Source organism: Nonomuraea maheshkhaliensis (assembly GCF_039529435.1).
GTDB lineage: Bacteria > Actinomycetota > Actinomycetes > Streptosporangiales > Streptosporangiaceae > Nonomuraea > Nonomuraea maheshkhaliensis.
Genome location: NZ_BAAAMU010000060.1, coordinates 52,839 through 66,397, shown reverse-complemented (window position 1 = coordinate 66,397; position 13,559 = coordinate 52,839). Strand labels below are relative to the sequence as shown.

Below are 13,559 nucleotides of genomic sequence, written 5' to 3'. Positions count from 1 at the left end.
GCTGCTGGTGCTGCTCGACAACGCCGCCGACGAGGCTCAGGTGCGCCCGCTGCTGCCCACGGGGCCGGGCAGTCTCACCCTGGTGACCAGCAGGTCGCCGCTGGCCGGGCTGGAGGCGGCGCGGGCGTACGAGCTGGGCCTGCTCGGCGAGGACGAGGCCGTGGCGATGCTCGCCGGCGTGGCCGGGCACGAGCGGGTGCGCGCGGAGCCCGAGGCCACGCTGCGCATCGTCCGGCTCTGCGGCCACCTGCCCCTGGCCCTGCGCATCGCCGGATCCCGGCTGGCCAGGCGGCCCGGCTGGACGCTCGACCACCTGGCGGGGCGGCTCGGGGACGAGCGGCGCAGGCTCGACGAGCTCAGCGCCGGAGACCTGGCCGTACGGGGCAGCCTCGCGCTCGGCTACCGCGGCCTGCCGGATCAGGAGCGGCGGCTGCTGCGCAGGCTGGGCGCGCTGTCCGCTCCCGACTTCGCGCCCTGGGTGTTCGGGGCGGACCTTGAGCCGCTGGCGGAGGCCGGGCTGCTGCAGTCGCGCGGGCTGGACGAGGCCGGTCAGGAGCGGTTCGGCTGGCACGACCTGACCCGCCTCTACGCCGCCGAGCGCCTGTCCGAGGAGGACGGCGGCCCGGCCGGCGTGCTCGCCGCCGTGGCCGGTGAGATCCTCGAACGCGCCCGTCAGGCCAGAGCCTCCCTCCTCCCGGCCGAACCCGGCACCGGCCGCACCGAGGTCCACTCGCCCGATTCCACGGGACCCGGCACGGGCCGCATCGAGGCCCACCCGCCCGGTTCCTTCACGGTCTTCATCGAAGAGGCGAGTCTGGCGACGGGGTGGTTGCGGCAGGAGGCGCGGTGGCTGAGCGCCGAGCGCCGGTTCCTGGCCGCGTGTGTCGGTGACTTCCACCGAGCCGGCCTGTACGAGGCCGCGTGGCGGCTGGCCTTCTACCTGACCCCGCTGTTCGAGCTGGGCGCCCACCACGACGACTGGCACGCGACGACGGCCACCGGGCTGGACGCGGCCAGGGCGGCGGGCCACCGCCACGGCGAGGCCCTGCTGCTGCGCGGCCTGGCGGACCTGCACCGGGCGGAGGGCCGTACGGACGCGGCCGCCGCCGCGCTCCGGGCGGCCCAGCCGCTGGTGGAGGGCCTGGAACTGGCCAGGATCACGCTCCGCCTCGGCCTGGTGCAGGCTGCCGAGTCCGAAGGTGGGCTCGACGACGCGAGCGGACAGCGGCGCGCGGGCCGGGTCAGGGAGGCCGAGCGGGCGTTCGTACGGGCGCTGCGGGTCTTCGAGGAGGCCGGCGATCGGCGCGGGCGGGCGGACACCCTGCGCGCGCTGGGCACCCTGCGCCAGGACGAGGAGGCGTTGCGCCAGAGCCTGGCCGCCTACCAGGAGCTCGGCGACCCGAGAGGCGAGGCCGAGGCGCTGCTGGACCTGGCCAGGCTGCAGCTGGCCGCCGGCCGGCCCGACGTGGCCCGCGACTGTGTCGAGCGGCGGCTGGGCGTCAACCGCCGCCTCGGCGACCGGCTGCCGGAGGTGGTGGCGCTGCTCGTTCTGGCCGAGATCGAGGCGGCGCGCGGCGACGGGCGGGCCGCGACGGAGGCGGCGCGGTCGGCGGTGGAGACGTTCACCGCGTACGGCGACCGCAGGAACGCCGCCAGGGCCCTGCTCGCCCTCGCCCGAGCCGAGCTGCAGGCCGGCCAGCCAGATGCCGCAGTTGTGACACTTACTCGCACTATGGGAGAGTTTGCCGGTATCGGTGACGAGCAGGGCAGAGCCGAGGCGGAACGCCTCGCACAAGACGCCCGCAGGCGGCCTGATCAGCATATTTAGCGGACTATGCGGATCCTGAAGGTCGCCTCTCTAGGGTGAGAGTCACATCCCCGAATCCACGAAGGTGACCACATCATGCGAAAGACGATCGCACTGGCTTTCGCGGCCGCCGCACTGGCCGGTTGCGGCGTGATCCCGGGTCAACAGGGCGCGGGCGGCGAGGAGAGGCAGCCGGAAACCGCTCCGGCCGCCGCGTCCGAGCAGAGCGCCGCCTCCGAGCAGTCCGCCGCGGCGGAGACGGCGCCCGCGCAGAGCGCGCCGCCCCAGGACACCAAGGTGATCGCCACCCGCGAGGTCAGCACCGGCGCGAGCGGCACGCACGGCAAGGCCCGGGTGGACATCACCGCGCTCACGCGCCAGGGCAGGACCGTCAGCCTCAACTGGACGGTCACCGGCCTCGACGGCAAGGTCAACGTGCACAACGGCTTCGGCGGTGGCGGGCTCGACTTCACCGTCTCCGGCGTCTCCCTGATCGACCCGGTCAACGCCAAGCGCTACCGCGTGGCCCGCAACGGCACCGGCGAGGGCGCGGAGTGCGTCTGCTCGGGGACGCAGGGCCAGTTCCTGGAGCCGGAGCAGTCGTCCACGCTGTACGCGGTGTTCGCCGCCCCGCCCGCGGACGTCACCAAGGTCAACATCGAGATGCCGATGATCGGCGTGTTCACCGATGTTCCGATCTCTTAGTGTCGCGCTGGCGCTCCTGCTGTCCCCGACGCCGCCGCCCAGCCCGCCCCCGGACGCAGCCGGGGCCGTCGAGGACCTCGTGTTCCCCATCGAGGACATCGTCGGCGAGGTCGAGTCGATGGACGGCACCGAGAGCGAGACCAAGCAGGGCCGGCAGGTGCGAGTGGCCGTGACCAGCGACGTGCTGTTCGCGCTGGACAAGTGGCAGCTCACCGCCAAGGCCAGGCAGCGGCTGACGAAGGTGGCCGAGAAGGTCGAGGCCGAGGGCGCCGGCGGGGTGGTCACGATCGAGGGGCACACCGACGACCAGGGGACCGACCCCTACAACCGCACGCTGTCCGAGCGGCGGGCGCAGTCCGTGCGGCAGGCCATGAGCGGGCTGCTGGCGAACGCGGGCGTGACGCTGGAGTCGCGCGGGTTCGGCGAGAGCCGCCCCAAGCTGCCCAATCTGATCGGGGGCAAGCCCGTCGAGAAGAACCGGGCCAAGAACCGGCGCGTCGAGATCGTCTTCACGGCCAGGCAATGACCGCTCGGAAGCGGGGCACCCGGCGGTAGCCGCCCGGGCCCTGTCCCCGGGCCCTGTCCCCGGGCCCTGCCCCCGGCACGTCAGCCCTGCAGCCGGCCCAGCCGTACGTTGACCGTCTCCTTGGCCCCGTCCGCCCGGATCAGCCCGACCCGGGCCTGGTCGCCCGGCTTGAGCGTGGTGATGGTCTCGGCCAGGGCCGCCATCGTCGGCGTATCCTTGCCGTTGATCGAGACGATCACGTCACCGGCGCGGATCCCGGCCCGCTCGGCGCCGCCGCCCCGTTCGACCGAGGCCACCCCGACGCCGCTCGGCTGTCCGTCCGAGCCGATCACCGTGCTGCCGCGGATGCCGAGCGCGGCCCGGTGGGTGTCGGTGACCTTGCCCTTCTCGACGATCTGGCGGGCGATGTCGGTGGCGGTGTTGCTCGGGATCGCGAAGCCGATGCCGGGCGCGGCCCCGCCGCCCAGGTCGGGGTCCGTGGCCGCGAGCGTCGGGATGCCGATCACGTGGCCGGACAGGTCCACGAGGGCGCCGCCGCTGTTGCCGGGGTTGATCGCGGCCGAAGTCTGGATGGCCCCGGCGATGGTGGCGCCGGGCGATCCGGGGTTCTGCGGCTCGGTGACCGTACGGCCGAGCGCGGAGACGATGCCGTTCGTCACGCTGCCGGAAAGGCCCAGCGGGTTGCCCATGGCCAGCACGATCTGCCCCACCCGCAGTTTCGACGAGTCGCCGAACCTGGCCGGCTTCAGCCCGTCGGGCCGGTCCACCTTGATCACCGCGAGATCCCCGGCGGGGAACGACTTCACCAGCCTGGCCGGCCGGGGCGCGCCACCGGTGGCGATGGTGACGTTCATCTGTGTGGCCTGCCCGACCACGTGGGCGTTCGTGACGATGTGTCCCTGGGTGTCGAACACGATGCCCGAGCCGAGCCCGACCTTCGTGTTGATCTGCACGATGGACGGCAGCGCCTCCCTGATGACCCGCTCGTACGCCGCCTCCAGGGCCTGCGGCGACGCGGTGGCGGACGCCGTCGCGGAGGTGGGCGTCGCGGAGGTGGGGGTCGCGGACGGCGAGGCCGTTCGCGTGGCCGAGGGGGGAGGGCCGCAACCGGTCAGCAGTACGGCGGCGGCGACCAGTCCGGCGGCGATCTCCCTCATGGCAGCTCACTGCCCAGCTCAGCCGGAAAGATACGTTTCCCGGACGTTCCGCCTGCTCAGCTTGCCGGTCGGCGTACGGGGCAGCGTCTCCCGGTACTCGATCAGCCGCGGGTGCTTCAACCTGGCCAGCCGGGGCGCGCAGTGCCGCAGCAACTCGGCCGTGAGCTCCTCGCCGCCGCGGACCCCGGCCGCCGGCTGGACGAGCGCCACCACCTTGTGCCCCCACTCGGGGTCAGGCACGCCGATCACGGCCACGTCGGCCACCGAGGGGTGTTCGAGCAGCGCCGCCTCGATCTCGGCCGGGTAGATGTTGACCCCTCCGGAGATGATCAGGTCGGTCCGCCGGTCCAGCAGGAACAGGTAGCCGTCGTCGTCGAGGTAGCCGATGTCGCCCGGCGTGTAGTCCCGCCCGCGCATGGCCGAGGCCGTCTTGTCCGGGTCGCCGTGGTACTCGAAGCGGTTGATCCCGCCGATGTAGACCAGGCCGGGCCGTCCTGGGGCCGCCTCCTCGCCGTCGTCGCCGACGATCGTGAACGACATGCCGTCCAGCGCCCTGCCGACCGTCCCCGGCCGCTCCAGCCACTCCTGGGAGGACACCATGGTCGCCACGGCCGCCTCCGTGGAGCCGTAGTACTCCCACACCACGGGCCCCAGCCAGTCGATCATCGCCTGCTTGGTGGCCGGCGGGCAGGGGGCGGCGCCGTGGTAGAGGTGGGTGAGGGACGACAGGTCGTACGACTCCCGGTCCGGCACCGCCAGCATCCGGTGGAACATCGTCGGCACCATGAACGCGTTCGTCACCCGATGCCGCTGGATCAGCTCCAGCGCGGCGGCCGCCTCGAACCGCTCAGGCGCCACGATCGAGTGCCCGAACTGCAGCGCCATCATGGCCTGCCCGTACGGCGCCGAGTGGTAGAGCTGCGAGCACACCAGGTGCACGCCGCCCATCGGCAGCCCGAAGTGCCGCCAGCTCTTGCGCATCAGGATCGGGTACAGCTCCTCCGGCGTCAGGTCCAGCAGCCGCCGCCGCACGCCCTTGGGCCGGCCGGTGGTGCCGGAGGTGTAGAGCATCATCGATCCGGCCCGCCGGTGACCCGGCGGGCCGGTCGGCTGCTCCGCGACGAGCTCGGCGACCGTGAGGGCGTCCGGCGCGATCACCAGCTCGGCGCCGCAGTCGGCGACGATGTAGCCGATCTCCTCGGCTGTGAAGTGCCAGTTGACGGGTACGAGATAGACCCCGATCTGGTACGTCGCCAGCATCATGGTCAGGGCGTCGGCCCCGTTCTTCAACACGGTCACGACGCTGTCGCCGGGGCGGACTCCGCGCGAGGTCAGGCCATTGGCGGCCTGGTTGACCCGGTCGAGCAGCGCTCCGTAGGTCATGCCCGCGTCGCCGAGGAGGGCTGGGCGTTCCGGGTCTTCGGCCGCGATCTCGTAGAAACCCCTCATGTTCGCAGACCTTACAGAATTAGATTCTGCAGGGGGAATAGAGGAATTATCCCGCTCCGTGGTGACGTAATCTCAAGGCCATGGCGGACGACGGCGAGCGCAGACGAACCTACGATTCACCCACCACCCCGTTCCGCAAGATCGTCGTGCCCGAGGAGCAGCAGGCCGAGCAGACGATCAGGATCTCCCGGCCGCCGGCGTCCGGCGCGTCCGCCCCGGTGAAGCCGCAGACCCCGCCCCAGAGCCCGCCGTCCGCGCCGTCCACCTCCGACCAGACCGCTCCGAAGCAGTCGGACCCCAAGCCGGCCACCCCGAAACCGGCCGCCCCCAAGCCCGCCGCTCCGAAGCAGTCAGGTCCGAAGCCGGCGCCCCCGAAGCAGACCCCGACCACGCCGTCGAAGGCGGAACCGGCCCCGCGCGGATCGGCCGCGCCAGGCCCTGCCACGGCGGAACCGGCCGCGGCAGGCCCGGCCAAGGCGGGCCCGGCCGGCGCGGCACCGGCGAAGACCGGCTCGAAGCCGCCGGCCCCGACCCAGTCCGGCCCGAACCCCACCGTGCCGCCCAAGCCGGCACCCACCCCGGCTCCGCCGCGCCAGGGCCCGCCACCCTCCCCAGGCCCGCACCCGGCGCCGGTGCAGGGGCCGGGGCCGATGCAGGGCGCGAGGCCCATGCAGGGGCCTGATCCGATGATGGGGCCGGGGCCGATGGGGCCGGGGATGCAGCCGCGGCAGGTGTTCGGGCAGCAGCAGGCGCAGCAGCACCCGATGGCGACCATCCCGCCCGTCCCCCCGCTCCCCGCCGCCCCTCCGGCACGCCGGCTCGGTGACATCCCGATCAGGGCCGTCTACCTGCTCGGCGCCATCCTCGCCACGGTCCTGGCCGTGCTCCTGGTCTTCGTCGTGTTCTCCGGCGACGTGCCCGCCAACCAGCAGGCGGGCGAGCAGGTGGTCTCGGTGGCGCCGGTGCCCAGCGCGTCGGTTTCGGCGACGCCGTCGGCCACCGCCAGTGCCAGCGCCAGCCCGACCGTGAGCCCGGTCGTGCTGCCGCCGGTCCCGGCCAGCAAGACGCTGGACACGCTGTCGGGGGCGGCGTCCCTGGCCAGCGGCGTCATCACCGACAAGACCGTGGGCATCACCTATCCGAGGCTGGCCGCGCCGTGGAAGGCCAAGTCGTTCCCGCCGTTCTCGATCGCGCAGCGGATCGGCAAGGTGGCGGTCCCGCACACGGTGATCGCCTCGGCGATGTACCCGGGCGACTCTCCGGAGAAGAAGCCCTCGTCGAACGCCGACTACCGCAAACTCGCCACTGAGGCGGTCCGCTGGGCGATCCGCACCCAGTACCCGAAGGGCGCGCAGCTCGACGAGTGGACCGCGTCCCAGAAGATCCCGGTCGGCAAGGGCTGGACGCTCGGCTACAAGGTCGATTACACCTTCAACGGCAAGAAGCAGCAGGCGCAGGCCGTGGTGACGGTGATCGAGGTGGGCAAAACCAAGCCCGCCATGCTGCTGGCCTCGATCCCCGACTCGAACAAGAAGTACTGGCGCGACCTGAACACGCTCGTCCAGCAAGTTCGCCCGCTGTGACAGGCTGACACGCCAGAAGCATCCTCTAGAATATGGTTCTGGGTAGACTCCCGGACCTGGCTGGAGGATGAGCAATGGCTATCGGGTTGAGCGAGGAGCACGAGGCGCTCCGCGAGTCGGTGCGCGGCTGGGCCGAGCGGAACATCCCCGCGGAACTGCTGCGCGCCGGGGCCGGCGGACGCCCCGCGTTCTGGCCGGGCCTCGCCGAGCAGGGGCTGCTCGGCCTGCACGTGCCCGAGGAGCACGGCGGCTCCGGCTACGGGCTGCTGGAGGCGGCCGTGGCGATCGAGGCGCTGGCCGAGCGGGTGGCGCCGGGCCCGTACGTGCCGACCGTGCTGGCCAGTGCCGTGATCAACGCCTCCAAGCGCCCCGAGCACCTGGAGTCGTTCGCCGACGGCACGCTGACCGGCGCCGTCGCGCTGAGCGGCGAGCTGCGCGGCACCCGCCGCGAGGACGGCTCCCTGGTCGTCTCCGGCACGGCGGAGCCGGTGCTGGGCGGCTCCCTGGCCGACTCGCTGGTCCTGCCCGTGGCCACGGCCGACGGCGAGGAGTGGGTGCTGGTCGACGCCTCCGCCGCCACCGTCACCGAGCTGGCCTCGCTCGACCTGACCAGGCCGGTCGCCAAGGTGGAGCTGACCGACGTGGTCGTCCCCGCCGAGGGCATCCTGGGCGGCGTCGGGAGCGCCGACGTGCGCAACCTGGCCGCGATCCTGCTCGGCGCCGAGGCGGCGGGCCTGGCCTCGTGGTGCGTCACCGCCGCCGCCGACTACGCCAAGGTACGCGTGCAGTTCGGCCGCCCGATCGGCCAGTTCCAGGGCATCAAGCACAAGCTCTCCCGCATGCTCGTCGCGCTGGAGCAGGCCCGCGCCACGGTGTGGGACGCCACCCGCGCCGCCGAGCGGCGAGCCGGGGCCGAGCGGGCCGCGGAGGGCGGCGACAGCGCGGCCGTCAGCGCGGACAAGGAGCTGGAGTTCGCCGCCGCCGTGGCCGGGGTGATGGCCCCCGACGCGGCCGTGCAGTGCGCGAAGGACGCCATCCAGACCTTCGGCGGCATCGGCTACACCTTCGAGCACGACGTCCACCTCTACTATCGCCGCGCGCTCACCCTGCGCGCCCTGCTCGGCTCGTCGGCCGAGTGGGCGTCGAGCGTGACCGCGCTGTCCCTCCAGGGCGTCTCCCGCGAGATGGAGATCGACCTGCCCGAGGACGCCGAGGAGCTGCGCGAGTCGATCCGCGCCGAGATCGCCCGCATCGCCGAGCTGGAGGGCAAGGAGCAGAAGCGGGCCCTGGCCGACGCCGGGTTCGTCATGCCGCACCTGCCCAGGCCGTGGGGCCGCGACGCCAAGCCCCTGGAGCAGGTGCTGATCGCGCAGGAGCTCAAGGCCGCGAAGGTACGCCTGCCCGCGATGATCATCGGCGCCTGGGTGGTGCCGTCGATCGCCGCGTACGGCACGCGGGAGCAGCAGGAGCGCTTCCTGCCGAGGACGCTCAGCGGCGAGATCATCTGGTGCCAGCTGTTCTCCGAGCCCGGCGCCGGCTCCGACCTGGCCTCGCTGCAGATGAAGGCGGAGCGGGTCGAGGGCGGCTGGAAGCTCAACGGCCAGAAGATCTGGACCTCCGTCGCGCACGTGGCCGAATGGGGCATCTGCATCGCCCGCAACTCCAGCGAGGGCTCCAAGCACGAGGGCATCACGTACTTCCTGGTCGACATGAAGGCCCCCGGCGTCACCGTCAGGCCGCTGACCGAGATGACCGGCGAGAACCTGTTCAACGAGGTCTTCCTCGACGACGTCTTCGTGCCGGACGACCTGGTCGTGGGCGAGGTCGGCGAGGGCTGGAAGGTCGCCCGCAACACGCTGTCCAACGAGCGCGTCTCGCTGTCGTCCGGCTCGGGCGGCACCGGCTCGTCGGTCCCCGACCTGCTCGGCCTGGTCGGCCGTCTGGGGCGGGAGCTGACGCCGGTCGAGGCGCAGCGGGTGGCCGAGGTGGTCTGCGAGGGCCACTCGATCAACGCGCTGTCACTGCGGGTGACGCTCAAGCAGCTCGCCGGGGCGGAGCCGGGCGCGGACGCCTCCGTACGCAAGCTGCTGTCCACCTCCCACGCCCAGCACGTCTCGGAGACCGCGGTGGAGCTGCTCGGCCCCGCCGCGGTGGTCGCCGCGGACATGAAGCTCGGCGACGCCGGCTACTGGAACCGGGCGGTGCTCGCGACCAGGGCGATGACCATCTACGGCGGCACCACGGAGGTGCAGCTCAACATCATCGGCGAGCGCATGCTCGGCCTGCCCAGGGACCCGGAGCCGGGCAAGTAGCCACCGCGGCCGAGGGTTTCGGGCGCGCGGCGCCATGGACCAAGGGGGCCCGGGCGGCTGCGGTCATCCCCCCACCGGCCGCGGGGGGATGGCCGTGGCCTTCTCGTCGGGGATCGGGGTGCCGATCCTGATCTCGCCGACGCAGGCGCCGGGGCCGCCGGTCGTGCGCAGGGCCAGCTCGGCGCCCTCTCCGGCGATCCTGACGAACGTCCTGCCCAGGTCCTTGCCGGCCGCCGTCTGGGCGACGCCGAGGCCGAGGCGTACCGACAGGGTGGTCTCGGCCGCGTTCAGGTAGGAGATCTGCGCGGTGTACTCGCCCCCGGGCAGCCGCGCGGGCAGGCGGAAGCGGACCTCGCGCGTGCCGACCGGCACGCACGCGGGGCCCTGCGGGATCGTCAGGCCCTTGACGGCCACCGGTCGCAGGCGGCCGTGCGGGTCGAACGCCATCGGGTTCCGCAGGGGGCCGGAGAGGCTGGTCGTCCAGGTCATCGGCCAGGGGTCGGGTACGCCGAGCAGTTTGGAGTGGCGGGCGTACTCGTGGAAGAAGGCCGCGGCGGCGACGCCGGGCGGGACGTACGTGTCGAGCACGACCGTGCCCGCCGGCACCCGCGCGAGCGCCTGCCTGGCGGTCTCCACGTAAGCGCGTACGGGGGCGCCGAGCGGGCGGTCGGCGTAGGCGGCCACCGACCAGATAGAGCCCGCCGCGAACGTGGCCGCCAGCGGCACCCAGGCCCACCTGAGCCACGTCCACCTGAGCCGACCGGGCGGGCGCAGCCACGGCTGTCCCTCGCCGGACAGCGGGATGAAGGCCAGCCCGATCACGATGGCGACGACGGTGGCGGTGGCGGCCAGGTAACGCAGCTCGTGCCCGAGCACCCCGGGCCCGAGCACCTCGATCCGGCCCAGCAGCACCGGCACCACGTCGGCCGCCAGGAAGTAGCCGAGCAGCACCGGCCACGCCGCCCAGGCCCGCCGCCGATGACGCACGGACACCGCCACCGCCACCGCCGCGACGGCGAGCCCGGCCCAGACCAGCGGCTCTGGGGTGGCGGCCATGGCGTAGTCGTCGCCGACCGGCTGCCACGCCCACGGCCCGCCGAGCGCAGACGGCACCAGCGCCCGCGAGCCCAGCAGCCAGGCGAACTCGCCGGCCACCTCCGGCGACGGCAGCTTCGGGGTCTGCGTCGCCTGGTTGATCTGGACGGAGCCGTACAGGCCGGTGAAGAAGATCCACGAGTACGCCGCCAGGACCGCCGCGTAGGCCGCCCAGGCCCGCCACAGCCGCCACAGGCCCCGCCACGACGTCGTCAGCCAGCCGGCCGTGACCGCCAGCGCCAGCACCGGGATGAACGCGGCCTTGACGAAGAACGCCAGGCCGAACACCGCCCACGCGCACGCCGCCACCAGGTGCCGCGTCCGCCCGTCACGCGCGTACAGGACGTGGGACGCCAGCGCCATCGGCAGCGCCAGTTGCAGCGGCAGCGTCTCCAGCACCGCCGCCCACCACGACAGCGACGGCACCGTCATGGGCGTGAGCAGGTAGAAGCCGAGCGGTACCAGGATCGCCGGCCGCGCCCCGAACAGCACCACCAGCAGCCGCAGCAGCGCCAGGCTCGCCCCTGCTTGCAGCGCCATCGTCATCGTGTGCGCCAGCACCTCGTCGTAGCCGCCGAGCCTGGCCATCGCCCACGAGATGCCGAACCCCCCGGGCAGCAGGTGGCCCACGTCAACCCACATCAGGTAGTCCCAGGTGAAGCCGCTCTCCCGGCCCCTGATGAGGTAGTGGAAGTCGTCCTGGCGGAAGTAGGTCCGCCTGACCAGCTCGAACTTCCACACGAGCTGCGCCACGACCATCGCCAGCCCGGCCGCCAGCACGGCGTCGGCTCCGCGCGGCCGGTGGGTCACCTCTGGTGCCGCCTCCGCCGTCGTCATCGCCCCGTCCTCACCGGCGCAGCGTAGTCAGGTCGAGGTCGCCGGTGGAATGGCCGTGTCCCGGTTGTGATGCCCGGTTGCGATGTCCCGGTTGCGATGTCCCGGTTGCGATGTCCCGGTCGTGCTGTCCCGGTCGTGCTGTCCCGGTTGTGATGTCATAGCGCAATGCCGCGTACCGTCCGGGCCGGGCCCGCCTCCGCCCTCCTCGGGCTGGCCCTGGGCTGTCTGGCGCTCGGGCCCGCCCTGGGCTGGGGCTTCACGCTGATCCAGGACATGGTGTTCGTGCCGGGGCCGGAGTTCTCGGCGTTCACGTTCGGGATGGCGGGCGGGGCGGCGCGGGTCGTGCCGAGCGATGCCGTGGTGACCGCGCTGGCGCAGGTGCTGCCGGCCGAGCTGGTGCAGAAGGCGATCCTGCTGGCCGTCTTCGTGCTGGGGTGCTCGGGGGCGGCGCTGCTGCTGCCGTCGGGGTCGCTGGGGCCGCGGCTGGTGGCGGGGGCGTTCTACGTCTGGAACCCGTACGTGGCCGAGCGGCTGCTGATCGGGCAGTGGGCGCTGCTGCTCGGGTACGCGGGGCTGCCCTGGGTGGTGCGGGCCGTGTGGTCGGGGCGGCGAGTGGCCCTGGCGATGCTGCCCGCGGCGGTGGGCGGGTTCGCGGCGATGACGGTCACGGCGATCACGTCGGTGCCGGTCGCCTTGTCGCGCTGGAAAATCGGGCTTTCTGACCCGGCCGAGTCGCGCTGGTGGGGCGTGGTGCGGGTGGCCGGGGTGCTGGCGCTGTTCAGCCTGCCGTGGCTGGTGCCGACCGCGCTCAGGCCGCACGGCATCGAGGGCGATCCGGTGGGGATCGACGCCTTCGCCGCGCGGGCGGACACGCCCTTCGGCACTGTGGGCAGCCTGCTGTCGCTGGGCGGGATCTGGAACAGGTACGCGGTCCCGCCCGGCTTCGAGGGCGTGGCCGGAGCCGTGGCCCGGCTGGTGCTGACGCTGGCCGGGATCGTCGCCTTCCTGCGGTCGCGGGCGCCGTACCGGACGGGGCTGGCCGTAGCAGCGGGGGCCGGGCTGGCAGTGGCGTGCGCGGGGGTGAGCGAGCCGGGCCGGGAGGCGTTCAAGTGGCTCGTGGAGGTGTGGGGCGGGTTCGCGGTGTTCCGCGACGCGCAGCAGTTCGTCGCGCCGCTGGCGCTGGTCGCGGCGCTCGGGCTGGGCGCGCTGGCCGAGTCGGTGACGGGGTCGGCGGTCGGGCCGGTGACGGGGCCGGTGACGGGGCCGGTGACGGGGGCAGTGGCGGAGCCGGTGGCCGGGTCGGTGGCGGGGCGGCGGGCGTGGACGGTCGCGCTGGTGCTGGTGCCGTTGGCCGTGCTGCCCACGATGGCGTGGGGGTCACTGGGGCGGCTCGGCAGCGTGTCCTATCCGGCGAGCTGGACGGCCGCGCGGGAGATCATCAGGCGTGATCCCGTGCCGGGGGACGTGCTGGTGCTGCCGTTCGAGTCGTACCGGCAGTTCCCGTGGAACGGGGGCCGGGCGGTGCTGGATCCGGCCCAGCGCTTCTTCGCGGTGCCGGGCCGGCGGGTGGTCTCCAGCGACGCCGTACGGGTCGGCGAGCTGGTCGTCAGGAGCGAGGATCCCCGCGCCCGCGAGGTAGAACGCGTACTAGAAGGATCCTCGCCCGACCTGCCAGCGGCCGGATTCCGCTACGTCATTGTGGATGCGGGGACACTTGAGGAGCGGCGCCGGTTCGGTCTCTGGCTACGGAGCGCGAGGGTCCTGGTCGATACCCGTGACCTGGGGTTGTACAGATTCGAACGGGTTGGTCGCTGAGTCTTGCTCCGGATCGGACCCTGATCAGGCTCTTTGTTAATATTTCCGCTAGCTACTTCCGAGTAGCAAGAATTGGTTCTAAGTTGAGGGACGCCCGCACCGCTTGCCCGCTTGAGGAGGAACCCCGGTGATCAAGATCCTCTTAGCGGCGATGATCGGCATCGCCGTCGCGGCACTCGTGGCGACGGTCACCACCGTCACCTTCACCGGCGCCACCGCGACGCCGGTCAACCAGCCGCTCTACAACTACGGCGACCGGTAACCCGAGCCGAG

The 13,559-nt window shown here is 72.9% G+C and carries 10 protein-coding genes and 1 pseudogene; 7 read left to right on the top strand and 4 right to left on the bottom strand.

Features of this window, described 5'->3' with window-relative positions; genetic code table 11:
• The 3 genes and pseudogenes from ABFX54_RS33095 to ABFX54_RS33085 form a co-directional block, all read left to right on the top strand.
• Nucleotides 1–1,828 (top strand): annotated as a pseudogene (locus ABFX54_RS33095) (AfsR/SARP family transcriptional regulator); the annotation flags it as partial.
• 75 nt (nucleotides 1,829–1,903) lie between these two features.
• Complete coding sequence (locus tag ABFX54_RS33090) at nucleotides 1,904–2,512, top strand: hypothetical protein (protein WP_346110511.1); 609 nt, start codon at nucleotides 1,904–1,906, stop codon at nucleotides 2,510–2,512.
• Nucleotides 2,496–3,038: an OmpA family protein gene (locus ABFX54_RS33085; protein ID WP_346110510.1), complete on the top strand. Its 543-nt coding sequence runs from the start codon at nucleotides 2,496–2,498 to the stop codon at nucleotides 3,036–3,038. Before ABFX54_RS33090 ends, ABFX54_RS33085 begins: the two co-directional genes overlap by 17 nt.
• Nucleotides 3,039–3,118: 80 nt before the next feature.
• Here ABFX54_RS33085 and ABFX54_RS33080 read toward each other — a convergent pair whose 3' ends face one another.
• The 3 genes from ABFX54_RS33080 to ABFX54_RS33070 form a co-directional block, all read right to left on the bottom strand.
• On the bottom strand, nucleotides 3,119–4,195 hold the full coding sequence (locus ABFX54_RS33080; protein ID WP_346110509.1) for a S1C family serine protease: 1,077 nt from the start codon (nucleotides 4,193–4,195) through the stop codon (nucleotides 3,119–3,121).
• 18 nt (nucleotides 4,196–4,213) lie between these two features.
• Entirely contained in the window at nucleotides 4,214–5,644 is a 1,431-nt protein-coding gene (locus ABFX54_RS33075) for an AMP-binding protein (RefSeq protein WP_346110508.1), read from the bottom strand.
• Nucleotides 5,645–5,753: 109 nt separating this feature from the next.
• Complete coding sequence (locus ABFX54_RS33070; RefSeq protein WP_346110507.1) at nucleotides 5,754–6,221, bottom strand: hypothetical protein; 468 nt, start codon at nucleotides 6,219–6,221, stop codon at nucleotides 5,754–5,756.
• Nucleotides 6,222–6,360: 139 nt separating this feature from the next.
• On the opposite strand from ABFX54_RS33070, the gene ABFX54_RS33065 reads away from it, so the two are divergent.
• Nucleotides 6,361–7,227, top strand: a complete 867-nt coding sequence (locus ABFX54_RS33065; RefSeq protein WP_346110506.1) for a hypothetical protein — start codon at nucleotides 6,361–6,363, stop codon at nucleotides 7,225–7,227.
• Between the two features lie 74 nt (nucleotides 7,228–7,301).
• Entirely contained in the window at nucleotides 7,302–9,539 is a 2,238-nt protein-coding gene (locus ABFX54_RS33060; protein WP_346110505.1) for an acyl-CoA dehydrogenase family protein, read from the top strand.
• 63 nt (nucleotides 9,540–9,602) lie between these two features.
• Here the strand turns inward: ABFX54_RS33060 and ABFX54_RS33055 are convergent, their stop codons facing one another.
• Nucleotides 9,603–11,471, bottom strand: coding sequence for a hypothetical protein (locus tag ABFX54_RS33055; protein ID WP_346110504.1), 1,869 nt, complete (start codon nucleotides 11,469–11,471; stop codon nucleotides 9,603–9,605).
• A 165-nt stretch (nucleotides 11,472–11,636) separates the two neighbouring features.
• Here ABFX54_RS33055 and ABFX54_RS33050 point away from each other — a divergent pair, with 165 nt between their 5' ends.
• Complete coding sequence (locus ABFX54_RS33050; RefSeq protein ID WP_346110503.1) at nucleotides 11,637–13,286, top strand: MmpA family trehalose lipid delivery protein; 1,650 nt, start codon at nucleotides 11,637–11,639, stop codon at nucleotides 13,284–13,286.
• 127 nt (nucleotides 13,287–13,413) lie between these two features.
• The gene (locus tag ABFX54_RS33045; RefSeq protein WP_281262581.1) at nucleotides 13,414–13,548 is read left to right on the top strand and encodes a hypothetical protein; all 135 of its coding nucleotides are present in this window, start codon (nucleotides 13,414–13,416) and stop codon (nucleotides 13,546–13,548) included.
• Nucleotides 13,549–13,559: the final 11 nt, after the last annotated feature.